Raw genomic sequence first — 15873 nt, 5'->3', positions numbered from 1 at the left:
TCTCGCGAAGCGCCTGCTCGATCTGCCGTTCATCGTGTCCTTCGTCCTTCGCTGCGGTGACCCGCGTGTGTGCCGGGCGCACGGTGGGGCGGAAGTGTGAATGCCAAGCCGGGAAATGAGCCTGGCGAGCCTTGCGGGTGGGGTTCCGCTGGGCTGATCAGTCGACGCCGGGGACGTCGGTTGGCATCCCGGGCTGTCCAACGGCCAGCAGCTCGACCTGCGCGTCCGTCAGCGCGCCCTGGAAGGCCCACATGTCGGAGACAGCGCCCGGCCAGTACTCTCCCCAGGTGCTTGCTCCGGTCTTGGCCCGGCCGAGTTGCATGGGCTGCGCCGACTTGAACGCTAGGACGTCATCCGCCCAGGAGAACTTGTCCGTGCAGGTGGGACCATCGGCGTCCCCGTCGCTGTCGTTGTCCTTGCAGGCGACCACTTCCGGTTCACCGTTGACGTACAGCGTCAGGTGCTTGGAGAAGCCGTCGTAGACCAGGGCCAGGTGCGTCCATTCAGTGGGGCTGAAGAACTGGCTGTTGTCGACCTGGGTAACGGTGGCACTGCTGGTGTCCGTCGAGGCCATCACGATCCGCCATCGGCCGGGGTCGGAGCCTGGTGTGTCGCTGGGCTGGTAGCGGACCGTGAAGGCGTTCTTCGTGGTTCCGGGGACACTGAGGACGGTCACACCCTTGGTGGGGATCGCTGCCGCCTGGGCCCATGCGGTCACGGTGAAGCTGCTACTGGTGTCCACCGGAACGGCGGAGGTCACTCCGTAGTCGTTGACGCCGTCGAGGCTCACTGCGCCGTCGACCCAGCCTGCACCAAGCTTGGCATCACCGTAGAGGGTCATGTCGTTGGACCAGGCGGAGGCGTCAGGAGTCGCGAGCGGCGAACCGGACGCCTTCTCGAATGTCCAACGTCCCTTGACCAGCGGTCGCTGCCTGAACAGCTGCTGAACCTCCTGGGCGGACGTAGGCCGGTCGAAGAGCCGAACGTCGTCGATCTGACCGGGGAAGAAGGAGCCGGGCTGGCCGTCGTAGGAGCCTGCGCCGATCTGGACCGGGCCGCCCGCGTACCAGTTCGCCTGCAGGTCTGTCTCCCCGGCCTTGATGCCGTTGACGTACAGGATCAGCTTGTTGGCGACCGTGTCGTGCACCCCGACCAGGTGCGACCACGTGTCGCCGTAGGCGGTCTGTCCGTCGGCTTGCATGGCACGGACCGGAGTGGCGTCCGCGGAGTCGGCCGCGTACTCGCTGACCACCCACCGGTCGAACGCTGTGGAGTAGTACAGCTCCAGGCCCGCGCGGTGGGCGCCCGCCTGGGTGGCGACGACGGCCGCGTGGTCGGGTTTGGTCTTGGGCAGTTTGGCCCAGGCTGAGATGGCGAAGCTGCTCTGGTTGTTCAGGACCGGCCGACCTGTGGTGGCGTAGTCGTCGACTCCGTCCAGTGTCAGCGACTTGCTGGCGATTCCTGGCTGCCCGGGCTTGGCCCCGTTCATGAGGGTGGCGTCCGGTACCTCTGCCCTGCCAGTCAGCTGGGTGGCGTCGGCCGCCTCGTCCATCGGGAACGCCGCTCGTGCGGGACGGCCCACGGTAAGGGACGATTTACCGTACAGCTGGGTCACCTCGGCAGCCGACAGCGGCTTGTCGAAGATCTGCACCTCGTCGATCGCACCGGGGAAGAAGTTCGTCCTGCTCCCGTTGAGGCTTGCCGCACCGAACTGCAGGCCACGCCGTGCGTCCCACGGGGAACTGTAGGTTGCGGTGCCCGCGAGCCGGTTGTTGATGTACAGCTTCAGTTCATCACTGCCGGAGCTGTAGGTGCCCACGAGGTGGGTCCATTCGCCGGCTTTGACACCGCCGCCGGTGGCGGGCATGGCTTTGACGCTGCTCGCATCAGGCGTGTCGGAGGTGTGCTGGCTGAACACCCACCGGTCGTAGCCAGCGGAGTAGTAGACCTCAAAGCCGGGCGAGTTGTTGCCGGGTTGGGTCACCGCGACGGCCGCATGGTCGGGGACGGCCGTGAGGTTGACCCAGGCCGAGACGGAGAAGCTGCCGGCGGTGTCGATGACAGGGATGTCGGTGGCCGCGTAGTCGTCCACACCGTCGAACGACACCGCCGTTCCCTTGGCCCCGGCCACATGCGGCGTGGCACCGCCACCCAGTTCCACGGTGCGTGCCGGGGCCGTCCCCTGCACCGCTGACGCACTGGCGGCGTCGTCCATTTGCCACATCCCGCGCTCCGGCTGCCCGGCCTTGACCCGAAAGGCATATGTGCGGATCTCACTGGCGTTGCCGGCCGCGTCGAACGCCTTGGCGGTTACGAAGTTCAGCCCCGGCTTGGAGGGAAGAATCTTCGCGATCTTCGCTGCTCCACCCGCCGTCGTCAGGGTGTTCTTCGACGAGGGGTCCTCATTGACGCCGAAGGAGTACTTGACCACATCGCTGTTGGCGCCCTTGAGTTCGAAGGACCCGTACTTGCCTACGCCGTCGAACCACGGATCGTCAGGGTTCTCGGGGTCCGAGGCCGGGAACTCGCCGGACGAGATCGTCGGGGCCTTGGGCACAGACGTGTCGTAGACGAAGTAGCAGCCGGTCGCGCCTGCGGTATACGACCACGGCGAGTACTGAGCTCCGTCATAGGAGCGTACGTACCAGTTCACCGTTTTGCTGGCTGGGATCGATGAGGGCAGTGAGACCGCGAAGTCAGAACCCGATCTCTTGAACTTGGTCAGGGGCGGCTTCCAGCGGGCGATCACGCCCTTGCCGTCCCCGGCATCCCACTTCGCCTGGAACTGAACGGCGACCTGCTCACCGTCGGGATCCGTGACTTCGTCCGCGTGGATCTGGCCCAGGGTGCGCACCCGCGGCGCGTCCGACGGCTTCTTGCACGTGCCGCCGTAATCCATCCGCAGCTTGGACATCTTGATCTGTGACGGCGGCCGGTTGTACGTCACTCGCAGATAGGCGTCGTCCGAGAACCGTTTCCAGCCGTACTCGTCGGACTCGTCGCTGGCTCGGAGGCCGAACGTCATCGTCGACCACTTCTTGTCGGCGGCCTGCTGCACGGCCGACTTCACATTGAACTCGGCGTCCTTGGCCGCGCATCCCTCGAATCCGTAGGCGAACGAGTCGGTCGCCAGATGGTCGATCCAGAAGCCTGACTCACTCTGAGAGTTCCACGTCGTCGAGGACGAGATGCCTTTCGTCCGCCACAGCTGCACGCCTCGCGCGCTGCAGGAGGCCGACCACGTGTTGCGGACAGTGAACTCCGCCGAGAGGATGTCCGTGCCGGCGTACTTCGAGACCGGAATCTGGTAGAAGAGCCGCTTCGTGTCGTAGGGCTTGCAGTAGTACCAGCCGCAGTATCCCATGCCGGCGTCCGGGTCACCGTTGAACTTCCACTGGGGAGACGACGCCCAGTACTTCGACGCCACCGTCCACGCAGTGGCCTTGGGTGCGTCCCACTTCGGGTCGATGAACACCGGATACACCGTGTCCTTACCGCGGAGGACCTCGGCGTCCGGTGTCAGTACCAGTTCATTCTGGGCTGCCGGAACCTCCACGCCGACCGGTGCCAGCTTGCCTGACTCCACCGCGGCAGGTTCCGCGTCATCGCCGGAGGCTGTCGTCGCCTTCGGCGCCGTCAAAGGCTTTGTGGTGGCTGTCTTCTGCGTCGAGGCACCTGTGCTTGAGTCCCACATCAGCGGCTGCGCCGCCTCGAACACCGGACCACCGGCGCCCTGGTCCACGGCCTGCAGGCCGCCGGCGCTGGTCTCCTTCACGTCCATGCCGTCGGCATCCAGCTTCAGGCGCAGTTCGGCCAGTTCCTTGCTGGAAGCGGCTTCGGCCGACTTCACGACCAGGAGTTGAGTAAAGCCGTCCTGCTGTGCCCCCAACCGCAGGTCAACGCCCGGCAGGACGTTGGGGTAGGTCGCGGTGTCCCCCTGGAGCTGCGGAGTGGGCAGCTTTCCCGGCCACGACAGGGCCAGCTCCCGTCCCGCCTTCGTCATCCTGACCATCGGGACGTCACCGCCGCCGGAGAACTCCAGGCCGATGGTGGTGACCTTCGGTGCGACCATCCCGCCGCTCGTCTGTGCCAGGTCGGTGTCGATGGCCTTCCACACACCGTCCACGCGTGCCCGAACGGGGCGAAGGTGCTCGCGTGCCTGGAGTCTGCCGTCCGGATTGGCGAAGACCTCGCTGCTCTCGCCCCTCAGGGAGGTGATCTCCACAGGATGGCCCGACCTCTTGGCCCGGGCCATCGCCTCCGCCTCAGTGGCAGCAGCGTCTGACTCGGTATCCCCCGCAGTCGAGAAGTCCGACGCCTGGCCCACCGATGCGCTACTGCCCGTGGCCCCCACCGCATTCGTTGATGGGAGAAGGCCCAACCCCACTGCGGCACAGACCGCTCCGGCAACCCACCATCGTCTTCCCGCAGGCATGACACACCCTCCCCACAGGGCCTCCCCAGACCCTGCCCCCATGTGACCGACCTCTTACAGATCGTGCACATGACGGTAAACATGCGTTCAGGGGGAGGTCTAGGCCTCCTGAAACGGACATCGCACCCCGGAGAATGCAAAGAGGCTCAGATCAACCAGTGACGTGGGCCACAGAATGGTGATTCTGTCCTGACGGCCACTGGCCAGAATCGCATCCCCACCACCAGGAAACCGGCCACATAAAGCCCTGATCCGCCCTGGCGTTCTAGTCCGCCCTCTGAGCCGGAGATCGAGTCCGCGAGGCGCGGCCTCGGGTCGATGTGTGGCAGCGAGGGGATCAGGTGCCACCGAGTGGTATCGGCACTGGTCGAGCTGATTCGGTTTCGGTGGGCCAAGCCACGGTCACCCCCAGTCAGTTTGGGGTTGAGAAGTTCGGCCATGGAGCCTTAGGAGAGGTAGCGGCGGTCGAAGACCTGCCATTCGTCATGGAGCTCGGCCGGGACCGCAGCGGCCAGCCGGTCCATGACCGCGGGGTTAGTGAAAGCCTGGACGACGTCGCCCCGCAGCTTGATCCCCCGATTCGGCCACCCAGCAGGTTGGTGGACCAGAAATTCTTCCAGCGGGCCGGAGGAAGTCCGGCGAACGCGGTGATGACCATCGCAGCGTCCTGCAGCATGAACTACCCTCCGTATCAGCCACCACGTCCAGCAGAGTACGGATGGCCTCGGCGGTGGCCTGCGCGAAGATGGTGCGGTGATCGCCGTGACCATTTCCGCGGAACCTTTTCCATCATCGAGAAGACGCCTCGGATGAAGTGAAGCCGGCACTCTTGCCAGGCCGCGCCGAGGAAAACGGTGCGGATGGCGGCCACAGCCCCGTAAGGAGCGGGCTTCAGCGAGTGGACCACTGAACAGATGCAGGCAGCCGTAAGCATCGCCCGCCCCGACGGTTCGTCTTCTCCCCAGCATGCTCTGGCAGGCCCCCGAAGCTGACGGGCGGGGTCGGCGAACTCGTCGATTCGCTGGCCGGTTACGGCGACGTCACTCTCACGTAGTCGCCGCCGCAAGATCATCGGACCCCCCCCCGCCGCCTTCGGGGCACGTCTCCTGACCGTCTCATCGTGGTACCTCGTGCGCCGCAACAGCCCACCGGTAACCACCGAGGTTATCGCGGGCGCTGGCCAGAATCCTCGGCTCGCACTCGACAACTGGCCTGGCGAGCGACGTGACGATCCGCCAGGAGCAGCGTCGAGCGAGCGTCAAGGCGTTGCCCCAGCCGCCCGTTCTGAGGGCGCGGGCCAAGTGCACCACAACCCGCACTGCTGCGCGAAGCCGCAGGCGAGAGACGTCGGGGAAGCACGCAAGACGCTCCACGCGGTGCACCCGTGAAAACAGGTCGGACCGCCTCCCCCGGAACCTCAGAAAGCAGAGAACGAGCAGGTCAAAGGTTTTTCGCGGCAGGCTCCAAAATAGCCACGCACTCCACGTGCGACGTCATCGGAAACAGATCGAACGCCCGGAGCGTCCGCACCCGGTAGCCGCCGTCCCGGAAGTAGCCCAGGTCCCGTGCCAGCGCGGCGGGGTCACAGGCGACGTAGGCGATGCGGCGGGCGCCGAGGGAGGAGAGGTGCTGGACGGTCTGGCGGCCCGCACCCGCGCGCGGGGGGTCGAGGACGATGAGGTCGACCTCGGTGATGCCGGTGCGCGGCAGGACCGACTCGACCTTGCCCTGCTCGATGCGGACCCGCGGGAAGTCGGCCAGGTTGTGCCGAGCGTCCTCCACCGCCCGCTTGCCGGACTCGATGCCGAGGACCGCGCCCTTCTCGCCGAGGCGGTCGGCGAGGGCGCCGGCGAAGAGGCCCACGCCGCAGTAGAGGTCGAGGGCCATCTCGCCCTTCCGGGGCAGCAGGCCCTGCATGACCGCCTTCACCAGGGTGTCGGCCGCCTTCGGGTGGACCTGCCAGAAACCGCCGCTGCCGACGCGGTAGGTGTGGTCGTCGGCGCGCTCGCGGACGAACGCGCGGCCGTGGACGCGGTGGATGCCGCCGTCCTTCTCGTCGACGCGCATCACGGAGACGGGCCGGTCGAGTTCGACCAGGGGCAGACGCGCGCCGGGCCGCGGCTCCAGGATCACCATGCGGTCCTGGGAGCCGGTCGCGGCGATCGCCTCGACGGACGCCATCCCCGCCCAGTCCCGGTCCTCGATGCCCAGTTCGCTGACGCCGGGGGCGGCGATCATGCAGTGGTCGATCGGTTCGACCTCGTGCGAGCGGTGGCGGCGCAGTCCGGCGTTGCCGTCGGCGTCCACCGCGTACTGCACGCGGGTGCGCCACTGCGGGACCTGCCCGGCGGGCAGCTTGTCGCCCTCCGCGGGGACCACCGTGCCGTCCCAGCCGGCCTCCTCGGGCGTCAGGCCCGCGAGCCGCTTGAGCTGCTCGGCGATCACCTCGCCCTTCAGACGGCGCTGAGCGCCCGGCTTGGCGTGCTGCCAGTCGCAGCCGCCGCAGCGGCCGGGGCCGGCGAAGGGGCAGGGAGCCTCGATGCGGTCCTTGGACGCCTCCAGGATCTGCACCGCGTCGGCGCGCAGGTAGCGCGCGCCCTCCTCGCCCTCGGTCACCCGGGCCACCACCCGCTCGCCGGGCAGCGCGTGCCGCACGAACAGCACCTGACCCTCGGCGGTACGGGCGATGCAGTGGCCGCCGTGGGCGACGGGGCCGATCTCGACCTCGTACTCCTCGCCCACCAGAGACTTGGTCGGTTCTGCCTGCATGGTGGGGGCTCCAGATCGAAGAGGACGCGAGGAACGGCGACGGGAAGCCCGCACACGGGTGGGCCCGACAACAGCCCACCAGTCTACGGCCTTCCCGCCCCGCCCCGATCCGCCGCAGGCATCCGCCCCGCTCCTCGGCGGACGGCTCCTCACTCCTTGGCGGACGGCTCCTTCGCCCGCTCCTGCGCCGGGCCGCGGCGGACGGCGCCCGGTGCGTTCCACTCCTGGCGCTTGCGGGCCCGCACCTTGGCCGCCTCGGAGGACTGGAGCTGGTAGGGGACGGAGGTGACCATCACGCCGGGGGTGAAGAGCAGGCGGCCCTTCAGGCGCAGGGCGCTCTGGTTGTGCAGCAGGTGCTCGTACCAGTGGCCGACCACGTACTCGGGGATGATCACGGAGACCGCGTCGCGCGGGGACTCCTTGCGCAGGCTCTTGACGTACTCGATCACCGGGCGGGTGACCTCGCGGTACGGCGAGTCGAGGACCTTGAGCGGTACGTCGATGCCGCGCCGCTCCCACTCCTCGCGCAACGCCTTCGTCTCGGCCGGGTCGACGTTGACCGTCAGCGCCTCCAGCGTGTCCGAGCGCATCAGCTTGGCGTAGGCCAGGGCGCGCAGCGTCGGACGGTGGATCTTGGAGATCAGGACGACGGAGTGGACCCGGGACGGGCGGACCAGGTCGTCGCTCGGCGGTCCCTCCGGCGCGGCGATCTCCTCGGCGACGCGGTCGTAGTGCTTCCGGATCGCGGTCATCGTCGCGTAGAAGATGCACATGCCGAGCAGGGCCACCCAGGCGCCGTGCGTGAACTTGGTGACCAGGACGACGACGAGCACCAGGCCGGTGAAGAAGGCACCGAAGGCGTTGATCGCGCGGGAGCGGATCATGTGGCGGCGCTTGGCCTGGTCCTTCTCGACGGCGAGGTGGCGGTTCCAGTGCCGGACCATGCCGGTCTGGCTGAGCGTGAAGGACACGAACACGCCGACGATGTAGAGCTGGATCAGCCGGGTGGAGTCCGCGCCGTAGATGAACACCAGCAGCGTCGCCGCGCCGGCGAGCAGCACGATGCCGTTGGAGAAGGCGAGCCGGTCGCCGCGGGTGTGCAGCTGACGCGGCAGGTAGCGGTCCTGGGCGAGGATCGAGCCGAGCAGAGGGAAGCCGTTGTACGCCGTGTTGGCGGCCAGGAACAGGACCAGGGCGGTGGCGGCGGCGAGCAGGATGAACAGGAAGCTGCCCTTGCCGAAGACCGCCTCGGCGACCTGTGAGATCACCGGGTTCTGGACGTAGCCGGAGCCTACGGGGCTGCCGTTGTGGATCAGGTCGGTGGCCGGGTGCTCGGCCATCCGGACCTTCGTCACCATCGCGAGGGCGATGATGCCGCAGAACATCGTGACGGCGAGCAGGCCCATCAGCGCGAGCGTGGTCGCCGCGTTCTTGGACTTGGGCTTGCGAAAGGCGGGGACGCCGTTGGAGATCGCCTCGACGCCGGTGAGGGCCGCACAGCCGGAGGAGAAGGCACGCAGCAGCAGGAAGACGAGCGCGAACCCCGCGAGGCCCTGGTGCTCGGCCTTGATGTGGTAGTCGGCGGTGGGGGCGCTCATGGTGTCGCCGAGGACCAGGCCCCGGAAGGCGCCCCAGGCGATCATGATGAAGACGCCGCCGACGAACACGTACGTCGGGATCGCGAAGAGCTTGCCCGACTCCTTCACGCCACGCAGGTTCATCAGGGTGAGCAGGACGATCACGGCGGTGGCGCAGAGCACCTTGTGCTCGACCACGAAGGGGACCGCCGAGCCGAGGTTCTCGATGCCGGAGGCGATCGAGACGGCGACGGTGAGCACGTAGTCCACGAGGAGGGCGCTGGCGACGGTCAGGCCGGCCTTCGGGCCCAGGTTGGTGGTGGCGACCTCGTAGTCACCACCGCCGCTCGGGTAGGCGTGCACGTTCTGCCGGTAGGAGGCGACCACGGTGAACATCAGCACCACGACCGCGACGGCGATCCACGGACTGAAGTGGTACGCCGACACGCCCGCGATGGACAGGACCAGCAGGACCTCCCCCGGCGCGTAGGCGACAGAGGACAGCGGGTCGGAAGCGAAGACGGGCAGTGCGATGCGCTTCGGCAGGAGCGTCTCGCCCAGCCGGTCACTGCGCAGTGCGCGCCCGATCAGGATCCGTTTGGGCACGTCGGTCAGTTTGGACACGAGAGAGGATCGTAAGCCTTCGAACTGGCAGCCGCCCACCCGGCGGGCTGTATATGCCTCACGAGTGAAAACGACGCCGCACGGAACTGCGGAATCCGTGGTTGGTGTGCCCTCCGTGCCTAGATGGCAAACCCCGCCTGTCATCGCACTTCGGAGGTTCCATGCCCGCGACCGCGGAGCTGATCGGGGCGGTGCTCGCCCTCGGTGTCCTCGGAATCCTGACCCTGTGCAGCGTGCGCAGCATCACTCGCCGACGGCCCCCGCCGCCGCCCCGGACACAGGGGTGCCCTCCGCGCGGCGCCCGTGTGTAGCTTTGGGCGTCGGTCTGAGACCCTGATGCTCAGCAGCAACTTTTGGACACCGGAAGGACGGTCGTGCACATCGTCATCATGGGCTGCGGAAGAGTGGGTTCCGCTCTTGCCCAGACCCTGGAGCAACAGGGACACACGGTCGCCGTGATCGACCAGGACCCCACCGCCTTCCGCCGGCTCGGCCCGGGATTCGGGGGACGCCGGGTCACCGGGGTCGGCTTCGACCAGGACACCCTGCGCGAGGCGGGCATCGAGGAGGCCGGCGCCTTCGCCGCCGTCTCCAGCGGTGACAACTCCAACATCATCTCCGCGCGCGTGGCCCGCGAGATGTTCGGCGTGGAGAACGTGGCCGCCCGCATCTACGACCCGCGCCGCGCCGAGGTCTACCAGCGCCTGGGCATTCCCACCGTGGCGACGGTCCGCTGGACCGCCGACCAGATGCTGCGCCGCCTGCTCCCCTCCGGGGCCGAGCCGCTGTGGCGCGACCCCACCGGTGGGGTACAGCTCGCCGAGGTGCACGCCTCGGCGAAGTGGGTGGGCCACAAGATCAGCAAGCTGCAGGAGGAGACGGGCGTCCGGGTGGCGTTCCTGACCCGCCTGGGTGAGGCGATCCTGCCCACCTCCCAGACGGTGCTGCAGGAGGGCGACCTCGTGCACGTGATGATGCGGTCGGACGACGTGGACAAGGTCGAGGCGGCGTTCGCCGGTGGCCCGGAAGAGGAGGGCGGTCACTGATGAGGGTCGCCATTGCCGGAGCCGGCGCCGTCGGCCGCTCGATCGCGGGCGAGCTGCTGGAGAACGGCCACGAGGTCCTGCTGATCGACAAGGCGCCGACCGCCATCTCGGTGGAGCGCGTCCCGCAGGCGGAGTGGCTGCTCGCCGACGCCTGTGAGATCACCTCCCTGGACGAGGCGGCGCTGCAGCGCTGCAACGTCGTCATCGCCGCGACCGGCGACGACAAGGTCAACCTGGTCGTCTCGCTGCTCGCCAAGACGGAGTACGGCGTTCCGCGCGTCGTGGCCCGGGTGAACAACCCCAAGAACGAGTGGCTGTTCAACGAGGCCTGGGGCGTCGACGTGGCCGTCTCCACACCGCGTCTGATGTCCGCCCTGGTCGAGGAGGCGGTGAGCGTCGGCGACCTGGTCCGGCTGCTCCGCTTCAGCCACGGCGACGCCAACCTGGTCGAGCTGACCCTGCCCGAGGAGTCGGCCCTGGCCGGTACCCAGGTCGGCGACGTGGAATGGCCGCAGGACACCTCCCTGGTCACCATCATCCGCGGCACCCGGGTCCTGACCCCCACCAAGGACGACTCCCTCGAGGCGGGCGACGAGCTGCTCTTCGTGGCCGCGCAGGCCCGGGAGGAGCAGCTGGAGGAGCTGCTGTCGGTACGGCGCGAACAGGCCTGACCGCACGGAAGAAGGGCGCCCTCGGCAACGGGGGCGCCCTTCTTCGTCGTACGACGGCTGCTCACCGTCGTACGACGGCTGCTCACCTTGGTACGACGGCTGCTCAGGTCTCCCGGCGGTGCCGTCCGCCGGTCGCGTCGCCGCCCTCGGCGGCCAGCGCGGCCTTGCGCTCCTCCTCCGCCTGCTCCTCGGCCTCCATCTCCGCGAACACGTCGATGGGCGCCGGAGCCTTGGCGAGGAAGACCCACGTCAGCCAGACCGCCAGCAGGAACGGCGGGATCTTCAGCGTGACCAGGACCCAGCCGAGCTGGGTGGTGTCGGCCCACCAGTACAGCGGGAAGAGGATCGCGCACTTGGCGAGCAGGATCAGGCCCCAGGCCCAGCTGGCCTTGGCGTACGCCTTCTTGCGGCCGGGGTTGCGGGTACGCCAGGAGAGGTTCTCCTTGAAGATCGGGCCGAGGATGAGGCCGATCAGGGGCACGCCGGCCAGGGTCGTGATGATGTAGGCCAGCGCCATGCCCAGCGTGTACAGCATGCCGGGGAGGTAGAAGTTCTTGGCGTCGCCGGTGAACATCGCGAACGCCACGCCGAAGGCGACGCCGAAGACACCGCTGAAGGCGTGCTTGACGGTGTCCTTCATGGCCAGCCGGACCACGACCAGGATCAGGGACACGGCCAGCGCGGCGATCGCGGAGACGTGCAGGTCCTTCTTGACCGTGAAGATCGCGACGAAGAGCAGGCCCGGCACGACCGTCTCGACCATGCCGCGCACTCCGCCGAACGCCTCGAACAGCGCGGCCTCGGTCACCGCGCGGGCGTCATGGGGCGGGGTCTGGCCGGCGTCTTGGGTCGGCTTGTCGAGGGACGTCACCGGCTACTCCCGTCCGAGGGGTCGCAGTTCGTATTTCGGGTTGAACAGCACCCGGCGGCCCCGGCTCATCGAGATCCGGCCCGATGCGATCAGCTTGCGCCCCGGTTCTATGCCCACGATGGAGCGCCTGCCGAGCCACACCACGTCCAGCGCGGCGGAGCCGTCGAACAGTTCGGCCTCCAGGGCCGGGACGCCGGCGCGCGGGCGCAGGGTGACGGTGCGCAAGGTACCAGTTACGGTGACGATCTGCCGGTCACGGCAGTCGCCGATCTTCGTACAGCCGGCCGTCTCGGCGTCCTCGCGCAGCTCCTCGGACTCCAGGTCCTCCTGCGACGAGGAGAGCCGGTCGAGCATGCGCCGGAACCGGCCGGCCGGCTTTTCGGAACGAGGAACAGCACTCATACGTGAAGGGTACCGGTGAGCACCGACCCGACCGTAAGGCAGCTCACTCCTCGAACCGGTAGCCCGCCGCTCACTTCTCGAACCGGTAGCCCATCCCCGGCTCCGTGATCCGCAACCCCCCGGGGGACAACCCCCGGACCCCCGGCCGCCCCACACCTCACTTCTCGAACCGGTAGCCCATCCCCGGCTCCGTGATGAAGTGCCGGGGGTGTGAGGGGTCCGCCTCCAGCTTTCTGCGCAGTTGGGCCATGTACACGCGCAGGTAGTTGGTCTCGGTGCCGTACGACGGTCCCCACACCTCCTGCAGAAGCTGTTTCTGGCTGACGAGGCGGCCGGTGTTGCGGACCAGCACCTCCAGCAGGTGCCACTCGGTCGGGGTGAGCCGGACGTCCTTGCCGGCGCGGTTGACCTTCTTCGCGGCCAGGTCGACGGTGAAGCCCTCGGTCTCCAGGGTCGTCAGGTCCTCCTCCCCCGGCCCCACCGGCTCGGCCCGGCGGACGGCGGCCCGCAGCCGCGCCAGCAGCTCGTCCATGCCGAACGGCTTGGTGACGTAGTCGTCGGCACCCGCGTCGAGCGCCTCGACCTTCTCGTCGGAGGAGTGGCGCGCGGACAGCACCAGGATCGGCACCCGGGTCCAGCCGCGCAGGCCCTTGATCACCTCGACGCCGTCCATGTCGGGCAGGCCCAGGTCGAGGACGATCACGTCCGGGTGGCGGGAGGCGGCGAGTTCCAGGGCGGTCCTGCCGTCGGGAGCCGCGTCGACCTCGTACTTGCGCGCCTTGAGGTTGATCACGAGGGCCCGCACGATCTGCGGTTCGTCATCGACCACGAGCACCCGGGTCGTCATAGGACCTGCCTTTCCGGTTCTGTGATGTCCGTGCCCGCTGTGGCTGCGATGCCCGTGCCCGCTGGTTCGGCGATGTCCGTTTCCGCGCCGAGGTCCGCAGGCCGTGCTCCGGCCGCGCGCAGGCTCAGCACCATGGTGAGGCCGCCGCCCGGGGTGTCCTCGGCGTGGAGGGAGCCGCCCACGGCCTCGGCGAAGCCGCGGGCGACGGCGAGGCCGAGCCCGACGCCGGCACCGCGCGGAGCGTCACCGTACCGCTGGAAGGGCTCGAAGATGCGTTCCTTGGCCTCGTCCGGCACGCCGGGCCCGCGGTCCACCACGCGCACCTCCACCCGGTCGGCGATGGCGCTCGCGGACACCATGACGCGCTTCCCGTGCGGGCTGTACTTGACCGCGTTCTCCACCAGGTTGGCCACCGACCGCTCCAGCAGTCCGGGGTCGACGGCGACCATGGGCAGCGTCTCGGGAACGTCCAGGTCGACGCTGTCCTCGGGTACGCCCACGAGGGCCATCGGAACGACCTCGTCCACGTCGATCTCCCGGATCAGCGGGGTGACCGTGCCGGTCTGCAGCCGGGACATGTCGAGGAGGTTGCCCACCAGGTGGTCGAGGCGGTCCGCGCCCTCCTCGATGCCCTCCAGCAGCTCCGCCTGGTCCTCCTCGGACCAGGCCACGTCGTCGGAGCGCAGGGACGACACCGCGGCCTTGATGGCGGACAACGGGGTGCGCAGATCGTGGCTGACGGCGGCCAGCAGGGCGGTACGGATGCGGTTGCCCTCGGCGAGCGTCCGGGCCCGGTCGGCCTGCTCCTGCAGGCGCCGGCGGTCCAGGACGACGGCTGCCTGCGCGGCGAAGGCGGCGAGCACCCTGCGGTCCTCGGCGGGCAGCACCCGGCCGGTGAGGGCGAGCGCCATGTGGTCGCCGACCGGCATGTCGACGTCGGCGTCCTCGGGACGCTCCAGCGGCGGCCCGAAGCCCGCGCGGCCCGCGCACGTCCAGGGGGCCACCTCGCTCTCGCGCTCCAGCAGGGTGGCCGACTCCATGGCGAAGGTCTCACGGACCCGCTCCAGCAGTTCCTCCAGGCTCGTCTCGCCGCGCAGCACGTTCCCGGCGAGGAAGGAGAGGATCTCGGACTCGGCGCGCAGCCGGGCGGCCTGGTGGGTGCGGCGGGCGGCGAGGTCGACCACGGACGCGACCGACATGCCGACGCCGAAGAAGATCGCGATGGCCACGATGTTCTTGGGGTCGGCGATCGTCAGCCGGTGCAGCGGCGGGGTGTAGAAGTAGTTCAGCAGCAGCGAGCCGAAGGCCGCCGAGGCCAGGGCGGGCAGCAGGCCGCCGAGCAGCGCCGCGGCCACGGTGACGGCCAGGAACAGCAGCATGTCGTTGGCGAGTCCGAGGTCGACGGTGTTCAGCAGCACCGCGAGGACCGCGGGGCCGGCCAGGCCGACCGCCCAGCCCCAGATGATCCGGGCCCGCCCGAGCCGCCCGCCGCGGGCCACGGGCAGTCCGCGGCCCTTGGCGACCTCCTCGTGGGTGACGATGTGGACGTCGAGGTCGGAACCGGACTCGCGGGCGACCGTGGCGCCGACGCCCGGCCCGAAGATGTACTGCCAGGCCTTGCGGCGCGAGGAGCCGAGCACGATCTGGGTGGCGTTCACCCCGCGCGCGAAGTCGAGCAGGGCGGCCGGAATGTCGTCGCCGACGACGTGGTGGAAGGTGCCGCCGAGGTCCTCCACGAGGGTGCGCTGGACGGCCAGCTCCTTCGGGGAGGCGGAGGTCAGGCCGTCGCTGCGGGAGATGTACACGGCGAGCACCTCGCCGCCGGCGCCCTTCTCGGCGAGCCGGGCGGCCCGGCGGATGAGGGTGCGCCCCTCGGGACCGCCGGTGAGACCGACCACGATCCGCTCCCGGGAGCCCCATATCTTCGAGACCCGGTGCTCACTGCGGTACTCGTTCAGGTACTCGTCGGCCCGGTCGGCCACCCACAGCAGCGCCAGCTCGCGCAGGGCGGTCAGGTTCCCGGGCCGGAAGTAGTTCGAGAGGGCCGCGTCGACCTTGTCCGGCTGGTAGATGTTGCCGTGCGCCATGCGGCGGCGCAGGGCCTGCGGGGACATGTCGACCAGCTCGATCTGGTCGGCCCGGCGCACGACCTCGTCCGGGACGGTCTCCCGCTGCCGCACCCCGGTGATCGACTCGACCACGTCGCCGAGCGACTCCAGGTGCTGGATGTTGACGGTGGAGACCACGTCGATGCCGGCGGCGAGGAGTTCCGCCACGTCCTGCCAGCGTTTGGCGTTGCGGGAGCCCGGGACGTTGGTGTGGGCCAGCTCGTCCACGAGCGCGACCGCGGGGGCCCGGCGCAGCACGGCGTCCACGTCCATCTCGCCGAAGGTGGCGCCCCGGTACTCCAGCTGCCGACGCGGCAGCTGCTCCAGGCCGTGCAGCATCACCTCGGTGCGCGGACGGCCGTGGTGCTCCACGAACGCCACCACGCAGTCGGTGCCCCGCTCGATCCGGCGGTGCGCCTCGGAGAGCATCGCGTAGGTCTTGCCCACGCCCGGTGCCGCACCGAGGTAGATCCGAAGCTTGCCGCGTGCCATGGCCTCATTGTCTTCCCGTACCCGTTGCCTA

The 15873-nt window shown here is 69.0% G+C and carries 9 protein-coding genes and 1 pseudogene; 2 read left to right on the top strand and 8 right to left on the bottom strand.

The window, feature by feature from the left end:
- Positions 1-157: 157 nt before the first annotated feature.
- From JK359_RS25095 to JK359_RS25080, 4 genes and pseudogenes are all read right to left on the bottom strand, one after another.
- Positions 158-4225: a LamG-like jellyroll fold domain-containing protein gene (locus JK359_RS25095; RefSeq protein WP_307788269.1), complete on the bottom strand. Its 4068-nt coding sequence runs from the start codon at positions 4223-4225 to the stop codon at positions 158-160.
- 659 nt (positions 4226-4884) lie between these two features.
- Positions 4885-5312, bottom strand: a pseudogene (locus JK359_RS40540) (transposase); the annotation flags it as partial.
- 563 nt (positions 5313-5875) lie between these two features.
- Positions 5876-7204: a class I SAM-dependent RNA methyltransferase gene (locus JK359_RS25085; RefSeq protein ID WP_201839950.1), complete on the bottom strand. Its 1329-nt coding sequence runs from the start codon at positions 7202-7204 to the stop codon at positions 5876-5878.
- A 149-nt stretch (positions 7205-7353) separates the two neighbouring features.
- A complete protein-coding gene (locus JK359_RS25080; protein ID WP_201839949.1) occupies positions 7354-9405 on the bottom strand; it encodes an APC family permease in 2052 nt (683 codons plus the stop codon).
- A gap of 374 nt (positions 9406-9779) precedes the next feature.
- Here JK359_RS25080 and JK359_RS25075 point away from each other — a divergent pair, with 374 nt between their 5' ends.
- Complete coding sequence (locus JK359_RS25075; RefSeq protein WP_201839948.1) at positions 9780-10451, top strand: potassium channel family protein; 672 nt, start codon at positions 9780-9782, stop codon at positions 10449-10451.
- Complete coding sequence (locus JK359_RS25070; RefSeq protein ID WP_201839947.1) at positions 10451-11122, top strand: potassium channel family protein; 672 nt, start codon at positions 10451-10453, stop codon at positions 11120-11122. Before JK359_RS25075 ends, JK359_RS25070 begins: the two co-directional genes overlap by 1 nt.
- 103 nt (positions 11123-11225) lie before the next feature.
- Here the strand turns inward: JK359_RS25070 and JK359_RS25065 are convergent, their stop codons facing one another.
- From JK359_RS25065 to JK359_RS25050, 4 genes are all read right to left on the bottom strand, one after another.
- A complete protein-coding gene (locus JK359_RS25065; protein WP_201839946.1) occupies positions 11226-11993 on the bottom strand; it encodes a DUF3159 domain-containing protein in 768 nt (255 codons plus the stop codon).
- A 3-nt stretch (positions 11994-11996) separates the two neighbouring features.
- A complete protein-coding gene (locus tag JK359_RS25060; protein ID WP_093474051.1) occupies positions 11997-12395 on the bottom strand; it encodes an OB-fold nucleic acid binding domain-containing protein in 399 nt (132 codons plus the stop codon).
- Positions 12396-12552: 157 nt separating this feature from the next.
- Positions 12553-13242, bottom strand: a complete 690-nt coding sequence (locus JK359_RS25055) for a response regulator (protein WP_201839944.1) — start codon at positions 13240-13242, stop codon at positions 12553-12555.
- A complete protein-coding gene (locus JK359_RS25050) occupies positions 13239-15842 on the bottom strand; it encodes an ATP-binding protein (protein WP_201839941.1) in 2604 nt (867 codons plus the stop codon). Before JK359_RS25050 ends, JK359_RS25055 begins: the two co-directional genes overlap by 4 nt.
- Between the last annotated feature and the right edge of the window lie 31 nt (positions 15843-15873).

Source organism: Streptomyces actinomycinicus, assembly GCF_016741775.1.
GTDB classification, from domain to species: Bacteria; Actinomycetota; Actinomycetes; order Streptomycetales; family Streptomycetaceae; genus Streptomyces; species Streptomyces actinomycinicus.
Note: the sequence above shows the minus strand (reverse complement) of the source record. Positions and strands in the feature narration are given on the sequence as shown.

What these genes read in the sequence shown, in the direction of transcription:
- JK359_RS25085 (WP_201839950.1), bottom strand. Translation starts at nt 7,204, where the DNA reads ATGCAGGCAGAACCGACCAAGTCTCTGGTGGGCGAGGAGTACGAGGTC.
- JK359_RS25055 (WP_201839944.1), bottom strand. Translation starts at nt 13,242, where the DNA reads ATGACGACCCGGGTGCTCGTGGTCGATGACGAACCGCAGATCGTGCGG.
- JK359_RS25060 (WP_093474051.1), bottom strand. Translation starts at nt 12,395, where the DNA reads ATGAGTGCTGTTCCTCGTTCCGAAAAGCCGGCCGGCCGGTTCCGGCGC.
- JK359_RS25070 (WP_201839947.1), top strand. Translation starts at nt 10,451, where the DNA reads ATGAGGGTCGCCATTGCCGGAGCCGGCGCCGTCGGCCGCTCGATCGCG.
- JK359_RS25050 (WP_201839941.1), bottom strand. Translation starts at nt 15,842, where the DNA reads ATGGCACGCGGCAAGCTTCGGATCTACCTCGGTGCGGCACCGGGCGTG.